The 23,786-nt window shown below is 69.5% G+C and carries 25 protein-coding genes; 14 read left to right on the plus strand and 11 right to left on the minus strand.

Going from position 1 to position 23,786, the window contains the following annotated elements; translation table 11 throughout:
* Window positions 1-111: 111 nt before the first annotated feature.
* From ACYVLP_RS00115 to ACYVLP_RS00125, 3 genes are all read left to right on the plus strand, one after another.
* A complete protein-coding gene (locus ACYVLP_RS00115; protein ID WP_460625318.1) occupies window positions 112-804 on the plus strand; it encodes an alpha/beta fold hydrolase in 693 nt (230 codons plus the stop codon).
* A gap of 40 nt (window positions 805-844) precedes the next feature.
* Window positions 845-1,693: an alpha/beta fold hydrolase gene (locus ACYVLP_RS00120; protein ID WP_460625319.1), complete on the plus strand. Its 849-nt coding sequence runs from the start codon at window positions 845-847 to the stop codon at window positions 1,691-1,693.
* A gap of 270 nt (window positions 1,694-1,963) precedes the next feature.
* Entirely contained in the window at window positions 1,964-2,860 is an 897-nt protein-coding gene (locus ACYVLP_RS00125) for an alpha/beta fold hydrolase (RefSeq protein WP_460625320.1), read from the plus strand.
* A 120-nt stretch (window positions 2,861-2,980) separates the two neighbouring features.
* Here the strand turns inward: ACYVLP_RS00125 and ACYVLP_RS00130 are convergent, their stop codons facing one another.
* From ACYVLP_RS00130 to ACYVLP_RS00150, 5 genes are all read right to left on the minus strand, one after another.
* A complete protein-coding gene (locus ACYVLP_RS00130; RefSeq protein WP_460625321.1) occupies window positions 2,981-3,619 on the minus strand; it encodes an HdeD family acid-resistance protein in 639 nt (212 codons plus the stop codon).
* Window positions 3,620-3,636: 17 nt separating this feature from the next.
* Window positions 3,637-4,071 (minus strand): hypothetical protein, encoded by a 435-nt coding sequence (locus ACYVLP_RS00135; RefSeq protein WP_460625322.1) that lies wholly within the window; start codon window positions 4,069-4,071, stop codon window positions 3,637-3,639.
* 304 nt (window positions 4,072-4,375) lie between these two features.
* Window positions 4,376-5,212 (minus strand): alpha/beta fold hydrolase, encoded by an 837-nt coding sequence (locus tag ACYVLP_RS00140; RefSeq protein ID WP_460625323.1) that lies wholly within the window; start codon window positions 5,210-5,212, stop codon window positions 4,376-4,378.
* Window positions 5,213-5,233: 21 nt separating this feature from the next.
* Window positions 5,234-6,022 carry an SDR family NAD(P)-dependent oxidoreductase gene (locus ACYVLP_RS00145; RefSeq protein WP_460625324.1) on the minus strand — a complete coding sequence of 263 codons (789 nt, stop codon included), beginning with the start codon at window positions 6,020-6,022 and terminating at the stop codon, window positions 5,234-5,236.
* 4 nt (window positions 6,023-6,026) lie between these two features.
* Entirely contained in the window at window positions 6,027-6,827 is an 801-nt protein-coding gene (locus ACYVLP_RS00150; protein ID WP_460625325.1) for an alpha/beta hydrolase, read from the minus strand.
* Between the two features lie 207 nt (window positions 6,828-7,034).
* Here ACYVLP_RS00150 and ACYVLP_RS00155 point away from each other — a divergent pair, with 207 nt between their 5' ends.
* The 6 genes from ACYVLP_RS00155 (at window position 7,035) to ACYVLP_RS00180 (ending at window position 13,666) form a co-directional block, all read left to right on the plus strand.
* The gene (locus tag ACYVLP_RS00155) at window positions 7,035-8,027 is read left to right on the plus strand and encodes a LysR family transcriptional regulator (RefSeq protein WP_460625326.1); all 993 of its coding nucleotides are present in this window, start codon (window positions 7,035-7,037) and stop codon (window positions 8,025-8,027) included.
* A gap of 137 nt (window positions 8,028-8,164) precedes the next feature.
* Complete coding sequence (locus ACYVLP_RS00160) at window positions 8,165-8,482, plus strand: three-helix bundle dimerization domain-containing protein (protein ID WP_460625327.1); 318 nt, start codon at window positions 8,165-8,167, stop codon at window positions 8,480-8,482.
* A gap of 66 nt (window positions 8,483-8,548) precedes the next feature.
* Window positions 8,549-9,388, plus strand: coding sequence for a nuclear transport factor 2 family protein (locus tag ACYVLP_RS00165; RefSeq protein WP_460625328.1), 840 nt, complete (start codon window positions 8,549-8,551; stop codon window positions 9,386-9,388).
* Between the two features lie 172 nt (window positions 9,389-9,560).
* A complete protein-coding gene (locus tag ACYVLP_RS00170) occupies window positions 9,561-10,250 on the plus strand; it encodes a VOC family protein (protein ID WP_460625329.1) in 690 nt (229 codons plus the stop codon).
* A gap of 91 nt (window positions 10,251-10,341) precedes the next feature.
* Window positions 10,342-10,812: a hypothetical protein gene (locus tag ACYVLP_RS00175; RefSeq protein WP_460625330.1), complete on the plus strand. Its 471-nt coding sequence runs from the start codon at window positions 10,342-10,344 to the stop codon at window positions 10,810-10,812.
* A 67-nt stretch (window positions 10,813-10,879) separates the two neighbouring features.
* On the plus strand, window positions 10,880-13,666 hold the full coding sequence (locus ACYVLP_RS00180; RefSeq protein ID WP_460625331.1) for a helix-turn-helix transcriptional regulator: 2,787 nt from the start codon (window positions 10,880-10,882) through the stop codon (window positions 13,664-13,666).
* Window positions 13,667-13,723: 57 nt separating this feature from the next.
* On the opposite strand, the gene ACYVLP_RS00185 is transcribed toward ACYVLP_RS00180, so the two are convergent.
* On the minus strand, window positions 13,724-14,176 hold the full coding sequence (locus ACYVLP_RS00185; protein ID WP_460625332.1) for a COG4315 family predicted lipoprotein: 453 nt from the start codon (window positions 14,174-14,176) through the stop codon (window positions 13,724-13,726).
* 526 nt (window positions 14,177-14,702) lie between these two features.
* Here ACYVLP_RS00185 and ACYVLP_RS00190 point away from each other — a divergent pair.
* Both ACYVLP_RS00190 and ACYVLP_RS00195 read left to right on the plus strand, forming a co-directional pair.
* Window positions 14,703-15,647: a hypothetical protein gene (locus ACYVLP_RS00190; RefSeq protein WP_460625333.1), complete on the plus strand. Its 945-nt coding sequence runs from the start codon at window positions 14,703-14,705 to the stop codon at window positions 15,645-15,647.
* A 123-nt stretch (window positions 15,648-15,770) separates the two neighbouring features.
* On the plus strand, window positions 15,771-17,471 hold the full coding sequence (locus ACYVLP_RS00195; protein ID WP_460625334.1) for an alkaline phosphatase family protein: 1,701 nt from the start codon (window positions 15,771-15,773) through the stop codon (window positions 17,469-17,471).
* A 143-nt stretch (window positions 17,472-17,614) separates the two neighbouring features.
* On the opposite strand, the gene ACYVLP_RS00200 is transcribed toward ACYVLP_RS00195, so the two are convergent.
* From ACYVLP_RS00200 to ACYVLP_RS00210, 3 genes are read right to left on the minus strand one after another with little or no spacing between them, the layout of a single operon-like run.
* Entirely contained in the window at window positions 17,615-17,938 is a 324-nt protein-coding gene (locus ACYVLP_RS00200) for a hypothetical protein (RefSeq protein ID WP_460625335.1), read from the minus strand.
* Window positions 17,939-17,978: 40 nt separating this feature from the next.
* Window positions 17,979-19,361 (minus strand): DUF4331 domain-containing protein, encoded by a 1,383-nt coding sequence (locus ACYVLP_RS00205; protein WP_460625336.1) that lies wholly within the window; start codon window positions 19,359-19,361, stop codon window positions 17,979-17,981.
* Window position 19,362: 1 nt separating this feature from the next.
* Entirely contained in the window at window positions 19,363-19,608 is a 246-nt protein-coding gene (locus ACYVLP_RS00210; RefSeq protein ID WP_460625337.1) for a hypothetical protein, read from the minus strand.
* Between the two features lie 320 nt (window positions 19,609-19,928).
* On the opposite strand from ACYVLP_RS00210, the gene sigK reads away from it, so the two are divergent.
* Both sigK and ACYVLP_RS00220 read left to right on the plus strand, forming a co-directional pair.
* Window positions 19,929-20,531 (plus strand): ECF RNA polymerase sigma factor SigK, encoded by a 603-nt coding sequence (gene sigK / locus ACYVLP_RS00215; protein WP_460625338.1) that lies wholly within the window; start codon window positions 19,929-19,931, stop codon window positions 20,529-20,531.
* Window positions 20,528-21,388 (plus strand): anti-sigma factor, encoded by an 861-nt coding sequence (locus tag ACYVLP_RS00220; protein ID WP_460625339.1) that lies wholly within the window; start codon window positions 20,528-20,530, stop codon window positions 21,386-21,388. The genes sigK and ACYVLP_RS00220 overlap by 4 nt, the downstream gene beginning before the upstream one ends.
* A gap of 39 nt (window positions 21,389-21,427) precedes the next feature.
* Here the strand turns inward: ACYVLP_RS00220 and ACYVLP_RS00225 are convergent, their stop codons facing one another.
* Window positions 21,428-22,165 (minus strand): phosphotransferase family protein, encoded by a 738-nt coding sequence (locus tag ACYVLP_RS00225; RefSeq protein ID WP_460625340.1) that lies wholly within the window; start codon window positions 22,163-22,165, stop codon window positions 21,428-21,430.
* A gap of 183 nt (window positions 22,166-22,348) precedes the next feature.
* On the opposite strand from ACYVLP_RS00225, the gene ACYVLP_RS00230 reads away from it, so the two are divergent.
* Entirely contained in the window at window positions 22,349-23,239 is an 891-nt protein-coding gene (locus ACYVLP_RS00230) for a hypothetical protein (protein ID WP_460625341.1), read from the plus strand.
* A gap of 104 nt (window positions 23,240-23,343) precedes the next feature.
* On the opposite strand, the gene ACYVLP_RS00235 is transcribed toward ACYVLP_RS00230, so the two are convergent.
* On the minus strand, window positions 23,344-23,742 hold the full coding sequence (locus tag ACYVLP_RS00235) for an SHOCT domain-containing protein (protein WP_452270748.1): 399 nt from the start codon (window positions 23,740-23,742) through the stop codon (window positions 23,344-23,346).
* Between the last annotated feature and the right edge of the window lie 44 nt (window positions 23,743-23,786).

Here is a 23,786-nt window from a genome sequence, read left to right on the forward strand (position 1 = left end):
CGGATTCTGCCGTGAAGGCAGTCATGTGACTTAGGCGAGCCCGCGGGCTGGGTCCATAGCGTCGAGTCTCCCGCGGGCCTCGCGGGATCCACCGGAACGAAGGAGAGCATCGTGAGCAACACCACCCCAGCCATCGTCCTTGTCCACGGAGGGTTCGTCGACGGCTCAGGCTGGCGCGCGGTCTACGACCGCCTCCACGCCCAGGGTCACCGGGTTGCGGTCGTGCAGAACCCGACCCTCTCGCTCGAGGGCGATGTGGCCGCGACCAAGCAGGTTCTCGACAGTCTCGACGGCCCGGCCGTCCTCGTCGGCCACTCCTACGGCGGCGTCGTCATCACCGAGACCGGCACCGACGAGCGAGTCGCCGGGCTGGTCTACATCGCCGCGTTCGCCCCCGACAAGGGCGAGTCCGTCAACACCCTGATCGCGGACCCACCCCCGGGCGCGCCGGTTCCGCCGATCCTGCCCCCGCGGGACGGCTTCCTGTTCCTGGACCGCGACAAGTTCCACGAGTCGTTCGCCGGCGACCTGTCGGCCGACGAGGCGGCCTTCATGGCCGACTCGCAGGTCCCGTGGGGAGTCGGCGCGCTCGGTGGCGAGGTCACGGATCCCGGCTGGCGGGTCAAGCCCAGCTGGTACCTCGTCGCGTCCGACGACCGGATGATTCCCCCGCCGGCCCAGCGCGCCATGGCCGACCGCGCCGGCGCCAACGTGCGCGAGGTCCCCGCGAGCCACTCGGTCTACGTCTCGCAACCCGAGGCGACCGCGGACCTGATCCACGCCGCCGTCGAGTCGCTCGGCTGAGCGCCGCCCTCACACCAGTCCAACCGAAAAGGAGATCACCATGGGTACGAATGTCTCTCGCCGCCAGGTGTTGGCGACCGGCGCAGCACTGGCAGGTTCAGCTGCGCTGATGGCCACCGCCGGGGCGGACGCGGCGGTCGCGGCCGGCACGCAAGCTGCCGACCGGGCGCCGAAGGTCAAGCCGACCATCGTGCTGGTGCACGGAGGCTACGCAGACTCATCCTGCTGGAACGACGTCATCCTCGAGCTGCAGCACGACGGCTACACCACGATCGCCGGGTCGAACCCGCTCCGGGGAATCCCCACCGACGCCCCGTACATCGGGAGCCTGCTGGATTCCATCAGCGGGCCGATCGTGCTGGTCGCCCACTCGATGGGCGGCACCGTCATCACGAACGCCGCCGCCGGCAAGAGCAACGTCAAGGCCCTGGTCTACATCGCAGCGTTCGTGCCCGACGTGGGCGAGACCCAGGCCGACCTCATCAACAAGTTCCCGGGTAGCGAGGTCCTGCCGGTGAGCGTCCCGGTCCCGTACACCAAGGCCGACGGCACCACCGGAACCGACCTGTACCTCAGCAAAGACGGCAAGGCGGCCTTCGCCGCCGACCTGTCGACAGATGCGTTCCGAGTCCTGCAGGCCACACAGCGGCCGTTCGATGCGGACTCCTTCATCTACCCGACCCAGGCCGCCGCCTGGCGGACGATCCCGTCGTGGGGGCTGGTCGCCGGCCAGGACAAGGCGATCCCGCCCGCGTGCGAACGCTTCATGTACAGCCGCGCGAACGCACGCAAGGTCGTCGAAGTGTCGAACGCCTCCCACGTCGTGATGATCAGTCACCCAAATGCCGTCGCGGACCTGATCCAGGACGCCGCCAAGGCGACCAGCTGACCTCGCCGTAGGTGCCCCGGCCGCCACCATGGGGCGGGGCACCTGCAGGTCTCACGAGCGCTCGATCGGCTCAGCGACGTCGCAGCGCTCACGGGTCGGTGACCCAGATCGGCCCCGCTGACTCAGCTGGCCGGGTCGGTGCGCCCCCCATATGGTGGACGGGTCCCACTCGCGTCGGAGGTCCACAGGTCCCTCGCCGCACAGGCCACACGGCTCGCGGGCGAGCGTACTTCCGACACGACCAGCTCGATCGACGTTGGAGTGAAGCCCGTGAAAACCACCACAACTCACCGGCGGTCGCGACGCACGTCCGCCCTCCGTAACTCCGATCGCCTCCACCAGCGGTCGTGGCACTGGCTGCTCGCCGCACTCGCCGGCGTCGTGGCGGTCCTGCTCGCGTCGGCGATCCCAGCGTCGGCGACCGCGTCGGCGACCGCGTCGCCGAAGGCCGGCTCGAAGCCCACGATCGTGCTCGTCCACGGCGCGTGGGCTGATGGCAGCGGTTGGGACAAGGTCACCCGCCAGCTGCAGTCCGACGGTTACGCCGTTCGGGTGCCCCCCAACCCACTGCGCAACCTGCTGAGCGACTCCGCCACTATTGCGGACTTCCTGTCCACGCTCACCGGACCCATCGTGCTGGTCGGCCACTCCTATGGCGGGGCCGTCATCACGAATGCCGCGACCGGCAACGCCAACGTCAAGGCGCTCGTCTACGTCGACGCCTTCGCGCCCGACGAGGGCGAAACGGTGTTCCCGCTGGTCGGCGAGGGCTCGGCGCTGAACGCGCCACCGGACACCGTCTTCGACTTCGTGCCCTACCCGGGCGCCCCAGCCGGGGACGTCGACCTGTACCTCAAGCACGACCTGTTCATCACCTCGTTCGCCTCGGGCGTGCCGTCCCGGGAGGCGAACGCACTGTATGCCGCCCAGCGGCCGATCGCGTTCAGCGCGGGCACAGTGCCAAGCGGGCCCCCCGCCTGGAAGACGATCCCGTCCTGGTACGTCCTCGGCACCGAGGACCAGATCATCACACCGACCGCCCAGGAGTTCATGGCCACCCGTGCCGCGGCCAGGATCACGCGGGTCAAGGCCGGCCACCTCAGCATGATCTCCAGGTCGCCCGCCGTGACCAGCGTCATCGAGCAGGCGGCGCGTTCGACCCAGTGACCCGACCGGAGAACTGGGCGAACACGGGGGTCGGACGCGGCATGGACGCGGACCGGGGCGGGGCGGCCTATGTGCACGCCCCGCCCTCACCGACCCGCGCCACAGATGACACGAACCGGGTCAGCTGACCGGCGCAAGCTGCTTGCGCGAGTCGCTCTCGTCGACGGTGCCGGTGAGCTCGTCGAACGTCTGGGGCAGGCTCTTGACGACGAACGCGACCGCGATCTCCAGCACGCCATAGAGCATCGCCGAGAAGCCGATCGCGAACACCGCCGCCAGCAGCGTGATGTCAGGACGCGTCAGCAGGTACAGCGCGACGACGACCTCGAGGATGCCGGCGACCAGGATCAGGCCCCAGTACGGCAGCACGCTGCGGCCGCTGACCGAGCCGACGATGGCCATCGTGCCGCGGAAGAGCAGCAGCCATCCGATCGAGAAGGCGACCACGAGCAGGGCCGGGCCGGGCCAGATGAACACGCCGACGCCGACGAACGCCTCGACGATCCCGAGCACGATGGACCACGTGCGCAGCGACCCGTCGACCGGGATGCTGAACATCGTGAAGATGCCGCGGACGATCAGGACCGTCCCGACGAAGACGACCAGGCTGCCCACGGTCCACTGCGTGAACACGACGATGGCGCCGGCGACGATGCTGATCACTCCCGTGGCCAGCAGCACCCACCATCCCTTGCTGACGGCCTCGATCTGGCCGCGGGTCCAGGTGCGGAGCTCCGTGGTTGGGCTGGTGACGATCATGGGTATCCCTTCTTTCCTCAGTTGTGCTGCAGCTGGGCAGCGAGATCGTCGGCCTCCATGCGGGCCAGGGTTGCCTGGAGGACGGCGTAGTCGGCCTCCTCGACGGCGGCGTACGTGTAGTCGATGACGTACGACGCGTATGCCGCGGCCTCGTCTGCGTCCACCTGCGCGGCCCGCAGGTCGTGCTTGGCGGACTGCTCCTTGATGCGCTTGCGCATCTTCGTGAGGTTCTCGTCCCACGCACGACTCACGTCCGTCCACCACGCCGAGACCTCGGCCTCGGTGGCGGCCACGGACTCACGCAGCGCCTCAGCGTTCTTCTTGGACGTGGCTTCGGCCTTCGCAACCTCGTGCTCGAGGTCGGCCCGGGCCTTCGTCCGAGCGTCGGATGCGTGCTGTTCCAGTTCCTTGGTGCGCTCGGCCAGGCGGCTGAGCTGTTCTGACAGTGACATTTCCGGTTCCTTTCCGTTCCAGGCTGTGCTGGTCGGCTGGTTGGTTGTTTCGGTGGTGGTTGCCGTGGTGCTCATGGCTTCCTTCGTGTGGTGAGTGCTCCACCACCACTGACTTTCGCCAGGTCCCGGGCGCATCGCACCAGGGAGGGACCCTGGTCAACCCCACGGGGGGCGCGAGATCGTCGCGGAGCTGGAACCGGAAAGCCCCGCGACGCAGCCACCCTGAAAGTGACGACCTCAGAGCAGCCGGCATGACGCAGCGCCGGCACCGGATGAACCGGCGCCGGCGCTGGGCACTGCCTTCTCAGCCCGCCGAGGCCGCCTGCTCGACCAGCTTGACGAACCTCGTCGAGTAATGGGTGAAGCCACCGGCGTGGCTGGCGTCATCGAACGTCACGACGGTCGAGCCGGCCCGGGCTGCCATGTCCCGCTGGAGGGCCGGGTCGATGACCCGATCGGCGGCCGACACGGCATACCACGACGGCAGGTCGCGCCACGCGACCGGGCCGGACGGCGTGAAGAGGATGCCGAGGCTCGTCGGGGTCTGGGCAGCTGCCATGGACCCTGCGAGCTTCGGGTTGAGGTCCTGGGCGAAGTCGTCCCGGAAGTTGGCCGGGTTGATCGTCGCGAACGAGTTCTGGTCGACGATCAGGTGGCCGGGGGCCAGGAAGGCGGCCGGTGCGTAGCCGACACCGAGTCCGGCGATGCTCTCGCCCTCGTCCGGGACGAAGGCTGCGGTGTAGACCAGCCCCGTCACGTCGGCGCGCCCCGCGGCGGCGTTGGACACCACGAACCCGCCATACGAGTGGCCGACGAGGAGCTTCGGTCCGGGGATCGCGTTCAACGCCGCGCGGACGGTCGCGACGTCGTCAGCGACGCCGGTGAGCGGGAGCGCAGGCGTCACAGTCGTGTAGCCGTCCTTCTCCAGTCTGGCGGTGACCTCGCTCCAGGCCGAGGGCGCAGAGAACGCGCCGTGGACGAGCACGATCGTGGGCCTCTGCGGGCCGGCCTGGGCCGAGGTCTGCGGGGCGAGGCCGACGAGCGCCACGAGGGCTGCGACGGTGGCGGCGACGAGGGCGAGCGCGCGGCTCCTTCGACGTGTGTGGTCAGCGGACGGCATACGGATCGACCTGTGGGACATGGGTTCTCCTCGAGCAGACGGTCAGAGAGTGGCGATGAGGCCGCCGTCGATGGTGACGTCGGCACCGGTGATGTTGGCCGCGGCGTCGCCGGCGAGGAACGCGACGAGGCGGGCGATCTCGACGGGTTCGGTGAAGCGGCCCGTCACCGAGGCTGCCGCCGCGTCCGCCGCGACGTGTGCGGGGTCGGCGCCGCTCCGGGCCGCGAGGGACGCCGCGACCCCGTCAGGGCCGAGCCAGAGATCGGTGGCGACGGGACCAGGGCTGACCGTGTTGACTCGGATGCCCTTGGGGCCGACTTCCTTGGACAGGGCCTTGCAGAAGTTGGACAGCGCCGCTTTGGCGGCGCCGTAGTCGACCACGGCGGGGTCGGGAAGGAACGCGTTGACCGAGCTCGTCGTGACGATCGAACCGCGGCCGGCGGCGAGCATCATCGGGAGCGCCGCGCGCGTCGTGCGGACGGCTGACATGACGTTGAGGGTGAAGGCCGTGACCCACTGGTCGTCGGTCACGGACCGGAAGCCATCAGGGCGTGGCGTCACGGCGCCGACGTTGTTGACGAGGACGTCGAGCCTGCCCCGGCCGGCCGCCGCGTCGATGAGGTGGGCTGGTCCGTCCGGCGAGCCCAGGTCGGCGGCCACGAACTCGACGCGCCCGGATCGGGTCAGCTCGGCGAGCTCCGGCGTCGACGTCCTGGCGCCGGCGATGACGACCGCGACCCCCTCCTCGACCAGCACCCGTGTGACGGCAAGCCCGATGCCCTTGCTCGCGCCGGTGACGATCGCGACCTGCCCGGCGAGCCCGACGTCCACGAGCTCAGAGTCCCTGGTCGGCCAGCCAGCCGAGGACCGCCGTGGCCACCTCGTGCGACCCGCTGTCGATGGTCAAGGAGTGCCCTCGGCCCTCGAACTGGCGCAGCTCGGTGACGGCCGTCGAGTCCCGGTACTGCTTGAGCGTCGAACGGGTGACGACGTCCGGGACGGTGTGGTCGGCCGTGCCCGAGATGAGCAGCAAGGGACCTCGGTCCACGTTGCCGGTGTCGACCTTGGCCTGGGAGTGCATGACGAAGTTCGCTGCCGCTGCCTGGAACAGCGGGCGGGCGGGCGACGGGATGGTCCACTTGTCGTAGAGGGCATCCGACTCCTCTTCTGACACTGCGTTGCCGAATCCGTAGCGGAACTCCTTGCGCGTCAAGGAGATTGCCTTGTGTAGGTTCGCCGGGTTCTTCAGCGCCGGGAGCCCCGACCGGAGCTGCGCCAACGGGAGCGGGAGCACACCCTTGATCTGGGCAGGGTCGATCGCCACCGCCGCGGCGCCGGCCCCCTGCCCCAGCAGCTTCTCGGCGAACAGCCCGCCGAACGAGTGGCCGATGATCACCGGCTCACGGTCGAGCGACTCGATGAGCTCCGCGTAATGGGAGGTCACGTCGTCGATGCCGAGGTCCGCCACCGCATCCGGGTCCGTCCGAGCCCCCTCCACCGTGTCAGCCTCGTGGGGCCAGCCCGGGGCGACGGGGTCGTAGCCCGCCTCCCGGAACAGGTCCAGCCACGTGCTCCAGCTCGTCGCGTGGAGCCAGAGGCCGTGGATGAAGACGACGGGACGCCCGTCAGCACTCATGGTGGGACCTTTCTCGAGGGCGCCCGCTGCCAGGTGGCGCGTCCTTCACAGCCTCGCGCCGCCCGGCGGGTCCCGTCCAAGACCTGTTCGGCACGGATCGATAACCGCCGAATGCTCGCTCGCCGCGAACCATGGTCAGTAGCGTGCGTGAGAAGAGCGCGAGAGACGACCGAAACGGGCGCGGGCGCGCGCGCGAGAAGAGGTGGGATGGACCTGGACCTGCGTCTGGTGCGGTACTTCGCGGCAGTGGCCGAAGAGCTGCACTTCGGGCGAGCCGCCGCACGGCTCTACGTCAGCCAGCCCGCACTGTCAAAACAGATCCGCAAGCTCGAGGAGCAGCTCGGCGAACCGCTGCTCGTCCGCGACAGCCGCCACGTCGCCCTGACCCCTCGTGGCCAGCGCTTCTACCAGGACGCCCAGCGCCTGCTGGCCATCGCCGACACGATGCAGCAGCCGCCTCAGGCGCGGGGCATGCGGACCGCGCATGTCTTCGAGCTCTCGACCAGCCGGACCGTCGCGGACGCGTTCGCTCGCGCACACCCCGAGGTGCCGCTGCTGGAGCACGCCATGGACAGCATCACCCAGCTGAACGCCGTGATGGATCGCCGACTCGACGTCGCGATCCTCCGGGTCACCCCGCGAATGCTGGTGTCCCATCCCGACGGCTGGTGTCATCGGCTGCTTCGGATGGAACCGCTCGTCCTGGTCGGGCCGAAGGACGACGAGCGCAAGCCCACCGCGTCGCTCTACGAACGTCCCGTCGACGTGTTCGGGGACCCGCCGGAGTCAGGCACGTACAACGCCCACGGGCAGTACCTCACATCGCTCGAGCACGATCTCGGACTCAGCATGCGATGGCTCGGCACACCGGGAGCCTTCAGCCACTGCCTTGCTCACGTCAGCCGAGCCACCGGACCGTCGCGCTACCTCGAGTTCTTCAGCTACGCACAGAAGTACGTCGAGGCGGGTCTGCCGATGTACTGGCCGGAGGAGGTCCAGCCGTACTACCCCTGGTCTCTGGCCTGGCGCAAGGACGACGACTCGCCGGCGACGCACCAGATGCTCGCGGTCGCGGCCGACGTCGCCCGGCGAGAAGGCTGGCTCGACCTGTCAGTCCGCGAGGGGCCGGAGCCGCCCTTTGCACCCCCCTGGCTGCCGCCCGATGAGCCGGTGCGGACCGAGGCGTTCCGCGGCAGGTGAGGTCGAGGCGATCATCGCCGAGGATGACGCAGGTCGGGGCGCGGCAGGAGCTGGCTGCCCGACGCCGGGCCGCGCCGCTTCGGGCACGGTGGCGGCAGGGCTTGTGCGACCGATCGGGTTGCCGCAACAGTTGTGTCATGAGCGAGCCCGAGCCCGGTCGTCTGGGCGAGTCCGCGAATGCGCATGAGTCCAGGGCGATCGAGGAAGTCGTCGCCCGGCTGAGCGAGCGCTTCCCAGGTGTCGCGCTCGAGGTGATCGAGGCCGCCGTGCGAGTCGCACACGAAGGGCTCGAGGGTCCGGTTCGCGACTACGTTCCGGTGCTGGTCGAGCACGCCGCGCGTGATCGCCTCGCCGCCTTCGCTGACCCAGAGGACTCGCCGCCGCCGAGAGCGCCCGATTCACGGGCCGATCTCGGTGCAGCGCCAGAAGACGGCGACGAAGTGAGACAGCCCTGACCGCCTGCGAACACCTGGGCGTCGATGGTGGCCCTGATTGGAACGCGAGCGTGGGACGCTGGTCGTATGCCGTGGGCACCTGAGCTGTTCAGCGCGCCGGCGCTCGAGCGGCTTCGCGGGCGCCGACGACGCGAGGAGCTCGTTGCGGTGCCCTTCTTCTACGGGCTCCTGGCTGGAGAGCTCGACGCGCTGGTGGACTCCTTCGCGGGTGAGCCCGAAGTGCACGACCCGGTCCGGGGACGGATCAGGGGCGTCCGGGCGTTCGAGTCCTACGTCCGCGAGATGACGGCATGGTTCAGCCGGGAAGAAGTCTCCGTCGAGGATCTCGGTCATGTCGTTCTCGACGGCAGCGGCTTCGAGGAGGTGGTCCTGCACTTCATCGGCGAGGCCGGCCCGGTCGAGCTGCCGGTGGCTGTCGTCGCCGACCATGCCCCGAACGCACGGCTCCGGGAGCTGCGGATCTACTACAGCAGCCAACCGCTGACCGGCCGGCGGACGCACCGGCCGCCCCTCTTGCAGTCCGACCCCGACCTCGACGTCGCCGACGTTGTCGGCCAGTACCTTCGGGCGCTCTCGGGGGGCGACCTTGCCGCCGTCGTCGACGCGTTCGAACCCGACGCCTTCGTGCGCCAACCGTCGAGCCCCCGCGACGAAGACCATGGCCGAGACGCCGTTCGCGCCTTTCACGCGCAGCTGCTCACTCGCACCGGCGGCATCCGGTGGGACGGGTGCGCCGTCGTCGACGACGGGCAGACCTGCGCCCTGGAAGGCAACCTCGTCGGCTGGGGAACGGTCGAGCTGGCGCCGCAGGCGGCGCTCGGCGTCTTCGCACGCGGGGAAACCGGGAGGCTCGCCGCGCTGCGGCTCTACGACGACGTCGACCTGTCGGTCACCTCGTTCGGGTAGGCCACGAGGTCGTCGAGAATCCGCCGGCGTTGCTCGGCCCTGGAGCTGCCGAGTCAGTCTGCGCCCATCCACCGCAGGTGGCCCGGGTGCGGACCAGTGTGTATCCCTGGTGTGACGCCACGATGGGATCGCCACAGTGGTGATGGAAAAGCATCAACTCAAGGAGGAAGTCATGGACACCGCAGCGACCACCAACGAGACCACCAACGAGACCACCACCAGCCCGACCGCGGGCAACGTCGACCTGAAGCTCGAAGCTGTCGTCATCCCCGTCGCGGACGCAGACCGGTCGAAGGGGTTCTACGAGAGCCTCGGTTGGCGGCTCGATGCGGACTTCGGCTTCGACAACGGGTTCCGCGTCGTCCAGTTCACACCCCCGGGCTCGCCCAGCTCGATCCAGTTCGGCACCCGAATCACCTCCGCCGAGCCGGGCTCGGCCCAGGGCCTCTACCTCGTCGTCTCCGACGTCCAGGCGGCGCGCGACTCGCTCGCGACTCGAGGTGTCGATGTCAGCGAGGTCTTCCACCCCGAGGCACCCGGGGCCCAGTTCCAGCCCACGGGCTCAGACGGGCGGGCTCCAGGGCCGGCGGGCGAGCGAGCCAGCTACGGGTCCTTCGCGACCTTCAGCGACCCGGACGGGAACGGCTTCCTGCTGCAGGAGGTCACGACGAGGCTGCCCGGTCGGGTCGACGCGACTGAGACGTCCTACGCCTCCGTCACCGACCTGGAGGGCGCCCTGCGGCGTGCGGCGGCCGCCCATGGCGAGCACGAGGCCCGCATCGGGGAAGCGGACGAGAACTGGCCGAAGTGGTATGCCGCATACATGGTCGCCGAGCACGCCGGCGCGCCGCTGCCGTCCTGAGCACCCCTGACCTTTCCCCTGGTGGCGCCACCACATACGGGCCGCCACCGGGGAAACGCAACCAGCCGCACGACTCGTCAACGGAGAACCAATGCCAACCATCAGCCTGCACCAGAACACGACCGCGACCCCCGAGCAGTTCCTGTCCGGCCTGACCGACTTCGGGCCGGGCCGCGCGCAGCTCTTTCCCAACAGCACCGACGACTATCTGGTCGTCCACGCCCTGGGTGCGACAAGCGCCGACGTCACCGAGGGCTCGAGAGGCATCTGGGAACGTCTGCTGTACGACTGGTCCGACCCCGCCCGGGTCGTCATGACCACGACAGACTCCAACACGTGGGGCGGCGCCTCAGGCCACACCTACACGTTCACTCGGCGACCCGACGGGACCACCGATGTCGACGTCGTCGTCGTCCGAGAGGGCAAGAACCTCAAGGGCCGCCTTATCGGAGTCGTCATCGGGATCGGCGGAAGGCGCATCCTCGGGAACGCGCTACGGGCCACTGCCAAGGCCATCGAGGCTCGGAGCAGCCAGACGAACGGCACCGCTCACACCGCGTGACCGCGGGCGAGCGGCATACGTTGGTGAGCCGGCGGCGAACCTGAGCCTTTGCCCATAGTGTTGCCGGATGGCAGCATCGCCGGCGCCCGTCTTCCTGGGGCGCTCGCCAGAGCGTCGCGAGCTCGACGTCGCGCTCGACCGAGTCCGGGGCGGCGAGAGCGCGGCGCTGGTCATCCGTGGTGAGGCGGGCATCGGCAAGACCGCACTGCTGCGGTACTGCGCCACTCGGGCCGACGGTCTTGCCGTCAGGGAGGTCGCCGGGGTCGAGTCGGAGCTGCACCTTCCCTTCGCCGCACTCCAGCAGCTCTGCGGCCCCATGCTCGATAGCCTGGCATCGCTCCCGCCCCCGCAGTCCGACGCCCTGCGTGTCGCCTTCGGGCTGACCACAGGAACACCACCCGATCGCTTCATCGTGGGATTGGGTGTTCTGGGCCTGCTCGCCGACGGTGCCGTCGAACAGCCGCTCTTGTGCCTGGTCGACGACGCACAGTGGCTCGACGAAGCCTCCGCCCAGGTCCTCGGGTTCGTCGCCCGCCGCCTGCGGGCAGAGTCCGTCTTCCTGCTCTTCACGGTCCGGGAGCCAGTGGACGAACCGGTGCTGGCGGGCATCCCGGAGCTCTTTGTCAGCGGGCTCTCGACGGACGACGCCCGGGAGCTGTTGGCCGCGGCGATCCCGGGCCACCTGGACGAGCAGATCCGTGACCGCCTGATCGCCGAGACGAACGGGAATCCCCTTGCGCTGCTGGAGGTTTCCCGCGGGATGAGCAGGGCCGAGCTGCTCGGCGGGTTCGCGCTGCCGAACGTCGGAACCACCTCGACCCAGTTTCAGGACCACTACCGGCGACGCATAGAGCAGCTCGAGGCCCGGACCCGACAGCTGATGCTGCTCGCTGCAGCCGACCCGACCGGCGACGCGACGCTGGTGTGGCGGGCGGCGCACACGCTCGGGCTCGGACCGGACGCTGCGACCGCGGCTGAGGCCGAGCAGCTCCTCGAGATCGGCTCGGCGGTGCGGTTCCGGCACCCGCTGGTGCGCGCGGCCGCGTATGCCGCCGGGTCGGCACAGGACCGCCGGGACGCCCACGTGGCACTGGCCGCCGCGACAGACACTCAGTCGGACCCCGAGCACCGGGTCTGGCACCTGGCCGCGGCCGCCACCGGTCCGGACCCGGCCCTGGCCGCCGAGCTCGAGCAGGCGGCCGAGCGGGCCGAGGCATGCGGCGCCGTGCCGACCGCAGCGGCGCTGCTGCAGCGTTCGTTCGGGCTGACGGCAGACCCCGGGCAACGAGCGGACCGGGCGCTGGCAGCCGCCCACGCGCACCTGGATGCCGGCGCGTTCCGCGCCGCGCGCGGGCTTCTGGCGGCGGCCGAGGCCGATGCGACGACCGATCTCCAGCTCGCTCGCGTGGAGCTGCTGGAAGGGCAGCTCGACCGGGCGTCGAACTCCGGCCGCGATGCACCCGGTCACCTGCTGCGCGCCGCGCGGCGTCTCGAGTCCCACGACCTCCGGCTCGCCCGGAACACCTATCTCGAGGCCTGGGGCGCGGCGCTGGTCGCAGGTCCGCTCGCAACCGCCGAGGGTCAGCTGCTCGACGTGTCTCGGGCCGCGCTGAGGGCCCCGCCGTCGGCGACAGGCCCGCTCGCCGCCGACCAGCTGCTCGAAGGCCTTGCGACCATGGTCACTCGGGGGGTCAGCGCCGCAGCTCCCAACCTGCGCGAGGCCGTCGACGCCTTCCTCGCCGACCGGGTCTCGCCCGACCAGTGGCTTCACTGGGGCGTTCCCGCCGCCAACGCGGCGCTCGCACTCTGGGACCTTGACGCCTGGGATGCGCTCAGCGCTCGCAACGTCGAGCTCGCCCGCGCCTCCGGCGCGCTGGCTTCGCTGGCCGCCGCGCTGAACGTACGCCGAGTGGTGGCCCTGTGGTGCGGGGACGTCGAGGCGGCTCGCTCACTGGGTGTCGAGGAGGAGGCGGTCAAGGAGGCGACGGGGATGCGGAGAGCCTCGTACGGCGCCCTGTTCCTCGCGGCATACCAAGGCCGTGTCGACGCGGCCGTACCGCTGCTCACCGACGTCGCGGACGAGACACTCGCCCGCGGTGAGGGTCTCGGTCAGCAGATCACCGACCGTGCCGCGGCGATCCTGCACCTGGGTCTCGGCCACTACGCCGAGGCGCGCGTCGCCGCTGAACGTGCTGCTGCTGAGGAGCTCGGTCCGTTCACCGGACAGGCGCTCCCCGACCTCGTCGAGGCCGCCGCACGCACCGGCGAGCATGCCCTCGCCGCCGACGCGCTAGGGAGGCTGACGGCATACACGGCGGTCGAGGGGTCAGACTGGGCCGCGGGCCTCGAAGCCCGCTCGCGGGCGCTGACCAGCGCGGGCGGCGACGCCGAGCGGTACTACGCAGAGGCAGTCCAGCGCCTGAGCCGCACGAGGCTGGCGCTCGAGCTGGCCCGGACCCGCCTGCTGTACGGCGAATGGCTCCGTCGCGAGCGCCGCCGGGTCGAGGCACGGGACCAGCTGCGCGCCGCGCACGAGGCGTTCGACGGGATGGGCGCCGATGGGTTCGCGGCCCAGGCCCGGCGTGAGCTGCTCGCCACGGGCGAGAAAGTCCGCAAACGCGTGGTCGACACCGCGAACGACCTCACCCCGCAGGAGGCGCACATCGCCCGGCTCGCCCGGGACGGTCGCACCAATCCCGAGATCGGCGCCGAGCTCTTCATCAGCGCCCGAACGGTCGAGTGGCATCTGCGGAAGGTGTTCGCCAAGCTCGGCATCACATCGCGCCGGGGTCTCCGAGAGGCGTTGCCTGGGGACCAACACGCCGTCAGTCGCCTTCGCTTGCCCTCTCGTTGATCGTCACCAGGAACAGCCGGGCGTCCGCACCACCGCGAGGGCGGCTCGGCGGCCGCGTCAGGTCGCGGCGTGCATGCCGTCGAGCTGTACTGCGTACCACGTGCCGCCGTTCATCGCGACGTCGTGGCACTTCACCTCGTGCTTGCCCTCGTGCGCGTAGAAGTACAGCGGGTGCCCGGCATACGTGACCTGAGTCTTGCCGTCCGTGCGCGTCGTGGTGCCGAGCAGGCCCGCCTGCACACCAGCGCCCGCGGCGGGAGCCCCCTCGGTCAGCACCGGTGGCCACGCGGCCGCGCACGCGTCATAGCAGGCCGGCGTGGATGTCTTCTCGACGTCGAAGGTGTAGATCGCCTGGCCCGTGCCGTCGAACAGCACCGTGCCGAACTGGCTCTCGCCTCCGGCGATCTGGGTGCCGTGCATCATCGGTGCCGATGAGGACGACGAGGAGGTCGTTGACGAGTCGTGGGTCATCGAGGTCGCGCTCGCGGCGGGCGTGGAGGGGTGGTTCATTGACTCGCTCGTGCTCGAACCGGCTCCGGAGGGTGCATTGTTCGCCGTCGTTCCGCAGCCCCCGAGCAGCAGGCCGAGGAGGCCTATGCAGATGAACGTGGCACGTGTGGCTCGACGCTGAGTTCTCATCTCCCCAGTCTTTGACCCGGTCCGCGCGGGCGGCAATGGGGCCGGGCATGACGGAGTCCTTACGGATGGGTGCGAGTCCGCAAAGGCGCACGGTCTCGGCAGCGGGCCCAGCTCGGCCCCTCGCAGGTACCGAAACGCCATCACCCGCGCCGGTCGAGGTTGCGCGGAGACGCCCCGGTATCAGGCGGTTCGCACACCGCGTCTGGACCACATGTCGAACAACCAACCAGCCGCCGGTGCATCACCCGGTGGCGACAACCACCGCGCGCCGGATGGAGTGGGACAAGCCCTGCTCGACCGGCCAGCTCAGGCATCCCAGCCTGACTCGAACGAGCCTCCGAACCAGCCGTCACGAGTCGCGACGTCACAGACTCTGCCACCGCCGGAGCATCAGACCATGCGAACCAGCGGATGGCGCGTCGAGGTCCTGGGGCGCATCGCCGAGATCCTCCAGGAGGTTGACCTCGCCGAGCGGGATACCTGCCCTGCAAGGCAAGTGAGAGACGCAATGGACGATGCTGCCGGAATCGTGTCGCGAAGCACGACGACGCAGCGTCGGCTCCGCCGCTGGTGGAGCGGAGCGGACGTGCAGGGTGCGTGGCTGGCGATCCATCGGGGGGCGGCCCTGATGCCACTTGTCGTGTCGAACAAGCGGCTCGGAACCCAGTACATCCACGCTCGCAAGCGTGCCCTGCAATGGACCGTGCGGGAGCCGTACCAGATTGCCGTCACCGATCAGGAGCTGGTCAAGCGCGTCAACAGTGGAAAGGCGACCGGCCGAGACAGAGAGCTCCTCAGGGCCATCCTTCAGGAGACCTACGCCCTCAGCGACGACACGCACCAAGCGGTACGCAGCTGGAGGAACCGCATCTTGGTGACGACGTTGGTCACCCTGGCCGCGCTCACCATCCTGCTGGCCGTCGTAGCCCTGTTCCCCACCATGCTTCCCATGTGTCCTGAGCTGGCCCCGGCCAGCAAGACGGTGTGCCCGTCGGGATGGCGGGTACCAAGCGGCGGCGACGCTGCCAAGGTGGCGGTGGTCGGGATCCTCGCCGGCGGGTTCCTCGCAGCCGTGTTTGCGCTGCGCAGCACGGAGCCGAGCTCGTCCGCCTACCGGATCACGCCGGCTCTCAGCTGTCTTCGTCTCTCGCTGGCGGGCCTGACCGCCGTGTTGGGCGTGCTCATCGTGCAGAGCGGGACCGTGCCCGGCATCACCGTTCTCACGTCGACCAGCCAGATAGCTCTCTACGCCGTCGCCTTCGGCTTCTCGCAGGAAGCGGTGACCAAGCTCCTCGAAGGTCGCGCCAAGGCCGTTCAGCAAGCCGTCACCCCCACGGGGTAGGGCGGGCAGTCTTCGCGCAAGTTTCGCTCAGAGTTCCCAGTCCAAGAGGTCCGCTCGCAGCCGCCGATCTGCTTTGCTTGGTTCGCGTCGCCACCGCAGCTGTCCCTCTGCAAGGAGTAGTCGATGCGACTTGGAACGCGGATAGGAATTTTGGGAGCGGCGAGCGCAGCGGCGCTAACTGTCGCGATGGCGGTGCCGGGAGGTGGCGCGAACGCTCTCGCGCGCAATGATGCGCTCGGCGGCTACTCGCACCTCGTCGTGATCTACGAGGAGAACCACAGCTTCGACAACCTCTACGGCTTGTGGGGCAAGGTCGGCAACCAGAAGGTCAACGGCATCCCGCAGGCTGACCGTGGCACCACCCAGGTCGATCAGACCGGAGCATCGCTCACCTGCCTGCTCCAGAACGACAACAACCTCGTCCCCATGACGACGACCGTCAAATGGCTCGACGGAACATCGCACCCTGGTCTGCAGTCGAAGGAGTGCTCGGGAACGACCGCCCGCGGCGCGGCTTTCGACAGCCACTTCACCACGAGCGCGCCGTTCTCGGTCAACGCCTACGTCAACGCTGCGGACAAGACCTGCCCGCCGCCGACCGTGTTCGCCGCGAGCGGCGTCGAGAAGGGTGACCCAGCCGGCCTGGAGGGTGGCTGCACGCGCGACATCGTGCACCGCTTCTACCAGGAGCAGTACCAGCTCGACGGCGGCAAGCAGGACCGGTACTCGACCGGCAGCGATGCGGTCGGCCTGACGCAGGGCTACTACGACACCACCCAGCTTCCGGTGTACAAGTACCTGCACGGCGCCGGCGCCCCGAACTATGTGATCGCCGACAACTTCTTCCAGTCCGCCTTCGGCGGGTCCTTCCTGAACCACCAGTACCTCGTCGCGGCTCAGGCGCCTGTCTGGGACACGGCGCAGAAGCCGGTCCCGGCCGGAAAGAACAGCGTCATCGACGCCGCCGGGTTCCCGAACAACGGCTACCCGCTCTATGCGCCGCAGTCCGGGGTGTCCTACGTGGACGGACCGCTGACCCAGGCGTGCGGGCAGTCGACCACTGTCGCGGGTTACGCCTGCGGCAACTCCGCCGTGAACACGATGCAACCGTCCTGGGCGCCGAGCGCCGGCGGCTCCAACGTCCTGCCGGGCATCAACGACGTCGACCCGAGCAAGCCCTTCTACGAGGCCAACATCGGCGACCGGCTCAGCGCGAAGGACGTCTCCTGGGCGTGGTACTCCGGCGGCTGGAACGACGCCGCTGCCGGCCACGCGGATCCCCTGTTCCAGTACCACCACCAGCCGCTCAACTACTTCCAGAACTACGCACCGGGCATGCCTGGCCGGGCGCACCTCAAGGACGAGAGCGAGTTCCTCGCCGCGGCACAGGCGGGCACGTTGCCTGCGGTGTCGTTCGTGAAGCCGATCGGCGAGGAGAACGAGCACCCCGGCTACGCCAGCACCCACAACGGCGAAAGCCACCTGGTGGACCTGCTGCAGACCATCCTCAACGGTCCCGACGGCAAGGACACTCTCGTCGTGGTCACCTACGACGAGTTCGGCGGGCAGTGGGACCACGTCGCCCCACCTGGGCAGGGGCCGACTGCCGCTGACGGTCCTTCGGACCTGTACGGGCCGGGCACCCGCATCCCGGCGCTCATCATCGGTGGCGGATTCACCCAGTCCGGCGTCGACCACCAGTCGCACGACACCACCTCGATCCTCGCCACCATCGAGCACGCCTACGGCCTCGCGCCTCTCACCGCGCGCGATGCGGCCGTCACCGACCTGCGCCACGCGCTGACCGTCGGGGGCACTCGCTAGGACGGAACGGCATACGCCTGAGATCTGGTCGGGCCCCGTCGTCTCGGGGTCCGACCAGCTCCTGTCGTTCGGCTTGCACTGCTCGGCGAGCGACTGCGCGCGGCGCTCCCCCGTAGGGGACCATCGCCCGGCTGGCCGATGGCTCAGTCGGGCCACGTCGCGCGCGTCACTCCCCCTCCCGACACCGTCGCCGTCATGGCCACGGGCCCCGCCGGCAGCGGGAAGAGCTCGTAGTCACCCTCGTGAACTGACGGGTAGACGAGTGTGGGTGCCACGCCGTATGCCGTCGGGCGCGGCACGACCGCCACGTGCGGGTAGTGGTGATGACCGCCTCGCTGGGTGCTGCCGGCGGGCCGGATCTCGACCTCCAGCCCGACGGTGTGGGTCGGCATCCGTACGACGAGGGCACCGACATCGCCGCCGATGTCGAGCAGCACCGCACCCTGGCCCGCGTGCGGGTTCTCCACGGCTGCAGCGAGATTCGTCTCATGTGATGAGGTGTCCATGTCAGGCCGCCGGTGTGCCGGGCGTGCTCTGGAAGCCGCCGGCGGGATCGGGCATGTAGGGGAACGCCGGCAGCACCGCGAGGTTGGTGTTCGAGGTGCCGTCGGTGAGCAGCCCGGCGGCCGCGTCCGGTGTGAAGGTCGCATCCACGAGGGGGATCGTGGCCCCGGCCACGGCCCTGAGCTCGATCGCGACGACGTTGTCGACCAGGCGCCGCCCGTTGGGGAAGCCCGCGGGGTCGCCTCCGATGAGCCCGATCGGGTTGGGGCTGGCGCTCGGTGGGATCGCGAGGTTGAGCCGGAGCAGGTCGGCCTGTCGCGTGCCGGTGAAGTTCTGGAAGCCGGGCACGACGCCCCCGGGTATGCCGGTGAGCAGGATCGCGAGCAGGTCGGCCCGGTCTTTCGTGTACGCCGCAAGCTTCGGAAAGACGCCGGGATAGAGGACAGGGAGCAGGCGAGCCAGCTCCGGCTGAGCCACGTACTTGGCGAACTGCGAGTCGTTGCGCGGCGCCGCTGAGTTCCACCGGTCCTTGTGGGCCATCGGGGTGATGACCTCGTTGAACAGTGGGTTGCCGAGCCGCGAGACCTGCTGGAACGGCCCGACACCGATGGAGCGGCCTGCATCCGCATCCCAGATCCGGGCGACCTGCCGGCTCGCGGTCGCCCACACGCCGATGACCGACGCGGCGTCCATCGCGTTCGTGGGGGTGTTCCCGTTTCGGCTGACGTCAGAGATCGGGACCTGGATCGCGATGGTGTGCACGTTGAGCGACTGGAGCCCGTTGACGCCCGGTGCGGCAGGCAGCGGGATGAGGTGCAGGTTCTGGAACGGCCGGAGGGCCCCGAGGTCGAACACGCTGCCGAGGTCGACGAAGAACGCGTCGCCGCGCTGGCCGGCAAACACTGTCCGGCCCCCACGGATCGGGTGCACGGCCGCGGCGGTGAACGTCGCCCCGTAGTTGGGCGTGCTACGCCGGCCGACGTTGACGGGCGGGCACGTCAGGCCTGAGGCGAGCTGCTCGGGCGCACGCCCTCGGGCGACTCGTGTCACCGAGTAGAACTGCGGGCGGTTCCAGTCGGGATCGGTGATCGAGGAGATCGGTCCGGTGTTGTAGAGGAACGTCTCTGAGTTGCGGACCGTCGTGCTGAACCGGAACTGGTACGTGACGTCCGCCTGGGCGTCTCCCCGGTTGCTGACCTTGATCTCGTAGAGCACGTCGTCTCCGAACTCGTAGAAGTTCGGACCGCCCTGCGGGTTCTGGAACGGGATGAAGTTGGCGACGAACGTGACAGTTCCGGGCTTGTCCGGGCTGACGAACGCGTAGACGTCGGTGTTGTCGGCGACGGGGTCCTTCGAGACCTCGGGCGCTTCGCGGTGGGATGACATGTCACCGCCTCCCAGCAGCACGCGTGAGGCGTTGCACGAGCGCTGGGTCGTGGACGACCCGCGCCTCGGTGCCGACGTAGAGCACGAGGGTTCCGGAGCCAGGGTCGCTGACGTGGGCGACGAGAGGCTCGGTGCCCGAGCGCTTCGACGTCGACGAGGCCGCGAAGGCACCGGCGGCGGGCGTGACGACGACCGTCGTGACGGCGCCGGCCCCGGCGAGGAACGAGCGGCGTGAGGGTTTTGCCATCGGGACTCCTTCGAGACAGGACCGTGCCGGCGCCCGTGGCGGCCATCGTCGGATCGGCCGACGTGTGCCCCATGTGCCTAAAGGTGTTCCACGGCGCCCCGGTCGCAGGTGGTTCGGCGCGACATCCGAACCGGATTGGTGTGAAAGGCGACCCATCTGACGAGCCCGCGGCTCCGAACAACGTGCGCAACCGGCATACCCGATCCGCACCGGTCCCGACAGACCGCCACGACCGTCGCCGGTGGGCTCAGCTCGCTTTCGAACCGCCCTTCTGGCAGTTCCTCGGCGCGGCGTGACCGGTCGAGCGAGAGGATGGAGCCGTGGCACGTTTCTCCGTGGCTCCCGCCGGCGATGACTCGCCGGAGGAGGCTGCGCGCGCCCCGGAGCTGGAGCTGCTGCTGCGCCGTTCGGCGCAGGGCGACGAGCCGGCATTCGGGCGGCTGTACGACCTGGTCGCGGCACGGGTCTATGGCCTGGTCCGGCGCGTGGTGCGCGATCCCGCCCAGTCCGAGGAGGTCACGCAGGACGTCTTCCTCGAGATCTGGCGGCACAGTGCCCGGTTCGACGCGACCAAGGGCAGCGCGCTGTCCTGGATGCTGACGATCGCGCATCGCAAGTCCGTCGACCGGGTGCGGTCCGCGGAGGCGGCGCGCGACCGCGACGAGAGCTACGGCGCCGCGAACCAGGACGTCGGCCACGACTCCACCGCTGAGCTGGCGGTCGAGCGACTCGACGCCCAGCGAGTGCGTCAGGCCCTCGACACCCTCACCGACACCCAGCGGGGGGCCCTCGAGCTCGCCTATCTTTCCGGCTACACCCACACCGAGGTGGCGGCCATACTCGACCTGCCGCTCGGCACGGCCAAGACGCGGATCCGGGATGGGCTCATCAGACTGCGAGACACGCTGGGGGTGACGACATGAGCGACGACATGAGCGACGACATGAGCGACGACATCCACGCGCTGTCCGGGGCGTATGCCGTTGATGCCCTCGACGACGTCGAGCGCGCGCGGTTCGAGCGTCACCTGTCCGGCTGCTCGGCCTGCCAGGCCGAGGTGGCCGGTCTCGCCGCGGCTGCCGGCGAGCTCGCGGTGGTGGCCGAGCACGCTCCGCCACCAGGCCTGCGGGCCAAGGTCATGGCAGACATCGCGCTGGTGCGACCGCTGCCACCGCTCGCGTCGTCCGCGATGTCGCCCGGGTCACCCGACCGGCCCGCGTCCTCCGACCAGCCAGAGACTTCTGAGCGGCCCGAGCCTGATGACGGGCCCGAGGCTCCCGCAGCAGCCGGGTCAGCCGAGGAGCCGCCGATCGGGGATGAGCTGCTCGCACGCCGCAGGCGCCGGCTGTGGCGTGGCCTCGTCGCCGCCTCGGTCGCACTCCTGCTCGCGATCGGCGGGTTCACGATCTGGCGCGCGTCGACGAGCCAACCGGGCCAGACCGTGGCCGACCAGGTGCTCGCAGCGCCGGACGCGACCCGGACCACCAAGCGGTTCCCCGACGGGTCGACGGCGACGGTCGTCCGCTCCGACGAGCTGGGCAAGGCCGTCCTCGTCACGTCCGGGATGGCGGCGCCCCCGAGCGGCAAGGTCTACCAGCTCTGGCTGCAGGACCCGAACGGCCACTTCGCCTCCGCCGGGATCATGCCGCCTGGATCCGACCAGGTCGTCGTGCTCGACGGCGATGCCCGCACGGCGACCGGCGCCGGCATCACCGTCGAACCGGCCGGCGGCTCCAGCCAGCCGACCACCACCCCGATCGCCCTGTTCGCCTTCACGTGACGCGGCACACTCGTCACACTCGTCACGCGCTGCGGAGCCTCACATCTGTGACTTCAGCACGTCGACCTCGCAGCCCGGGGCAGCGGGGTCGAACCCGTGCTCGACAAGCCAGCGGATGACCGTCAGGCTGCGCAGCGACCACCAGGCGCGGATGACATCGAGGTCGACGTCCGCGCCGTAGCCGGCGACGACATCGCCGAGGTGCTCCGGGTGTCCGAGCGTCAGGCTCGCCAGGTCGTACATCGCATCGCCTCGACCCGCCTCCGACCAGTCGAGCACGCCAGTGACCTCGTCACCGTCGACGAACACATGGGCCACCTGCAGGTCACCGTGCATGAACACCGGCGCCCACGGTCGGAGCGCGGCCTCGGCAACCTGGCGGTTGCGTGAGACCAGGTCCGCAGGAAGGACGTCGTTCGCCAGGAGCCAGGTGCATTCGCTGTCCAGACTCGATGCCTTCTCCTCGAGGCTCAGCCCGGGCCAGGGAGGCATCGGCGCATCGTGCAGCATCCGGACCGTCGCACCCGCCGCGGCCCATGCAGCCGGCGACGCGCTCGACGGCTCGCCGAGCCGGCCGAGCGCCGTTCCGGGGAGCGCGCCGAGAGCGAGCACGGGTGGCTCGCGCCACAGGACCTTCGGAACCGGGACGGGCGCCATCGTCATCGCCTCGACCTCGACCTCGGTGCGGCTCTGGTCTGCGTCGATCTTGAGGAACACCGCGCCGACACGGAGAGTCGCACGCTCGTGATGGGCGACAACGACCTCGATCTCGTCCACACCCGCCAGTGTCGCGCACGGGCCACGACGTCCTCACCGGCTTTGTCGGCTGCGCTGACTCCGGCAGCCCGAGTCTGGCGACCCGTCGTTGTATCTATCGCTCGCCGGTTCGCGTCATATTCGTGGGCACCCCCGGCCGGCGTGGTGCTCACGGTTCCGATGGACAGCTCGAAGGAGAGCGCCATGAAGATGCCAACAACTGACACGTTCGAGCGGCCGCCCGCTGGGATGGCGAAGGACGAGCCGCCAATGCTCTTCCTCCACTCGTACCTCGCGATTCGCACCGCAGTGGGGGTGATCGGGATCCTGCTCCCGATCGTTCTCGCCCTCGGGGACTGGTTCTTCGTGAGCGCCGGGATCGGCGCCAAGGGCCTGCCTCCGGTGGACAGAGCAACCAATGGCTGGGACCTGCTGCACCTGCGCGGGTCGATCAGCGCGTACTACCACACCGGGGTGGGCGACTACTTCGTGGCCGGTCTTGCGGTCGTCGGGGCCCTGCTCATCCTGTACCTGTCCGGGCAGTGGGGCAAATGGGACTTCTGGCTCAGCCTGGGAGCCGGTATTGCCCTCCTTGGTGTCGTCTTCTTCCCGACCGCGCGTCCCGGCAAGTCGATCCCGACCGGGGACTTTGTCCCGGCCCTGGCGTGCGGGGACAAGCCGACCCCGACCGACTGCTCACCGATCCAGACCTACTTCGGCGAGACGGTGACAGCCAGCATCCACTTCGGCTGCGCGGTCATCTTCATCGGCCTGCTCGCAGCGATCTCATTCGTCTTCGCAAAGCGCATGAAGACGTACGAGGAGAAGAACAAGTACCGCTACGTCCAGACCACCTGTGGATGGCTCATCATCGCCGCCATTGCCTGGGTCGCGATCGGGCACTGGCTGAACTTCGACATCGCCGGCCTGACCCCGCTCTATGTCGGTGAGCTCCTGTCCGTCTGGGCGTTCGGGACGTCGTGGCTCTTCAAGGGGCTGTCCCTACGGGCGCTCCTGTCCCGTCGCACGCCCGTCGTCCCGCCGCCCGAGCCGACATCGCACGACCCGGAATCCGCCGCCCCTGCACTGCACTAGTGACCCGTCTGTGACGGCCTGGGGCAGCCCAGGGGTGTCACTGAAGCGCCCCGCACCAGTTCCCTTGTGCGAGAACGGTTCGGGGCGCGCTTCAGTGAGCAGGATCAGGCGGTGCCGAGGGCTTGCGACTTCAGCTGGTCGAACTCCGCCTGGGTGATGGAACCGTCGTCGAGCAGCTTCTTGGCCGACGCGATCTGGTCAACGCTCGATCCGCCCCCGCTCGTGGCGACCACGGAGCGCACGTACTCCTCCTGCTGGGCGCGCAGCTGCTGCTGCTGTTCCATGGAGCGCTTGGTCATGCCGCCACCGCGGGCGATCAGGTAAACGAACACGCCGAGGAACGGCACCAGGATGATGAAGATGATCCAGATCGTCTTTGCTCCGCCGCCCATGTCGTCGCTGCGGAAGATGTCTGCGAACACATAGAACACGCACATGATCCACGCGAAGAAGAGGAAGAACTCGAACATCGCGAGCAGAAACGACCCGTTGTCGTTGAACATCTGACTGCCTTCCGGTGTGGTGAGTGTTGACGAGGTGTCTCAAC

The sequence above is a fragment of the Intrasporangium mesophilum genome (assembly GCF_054783095.1).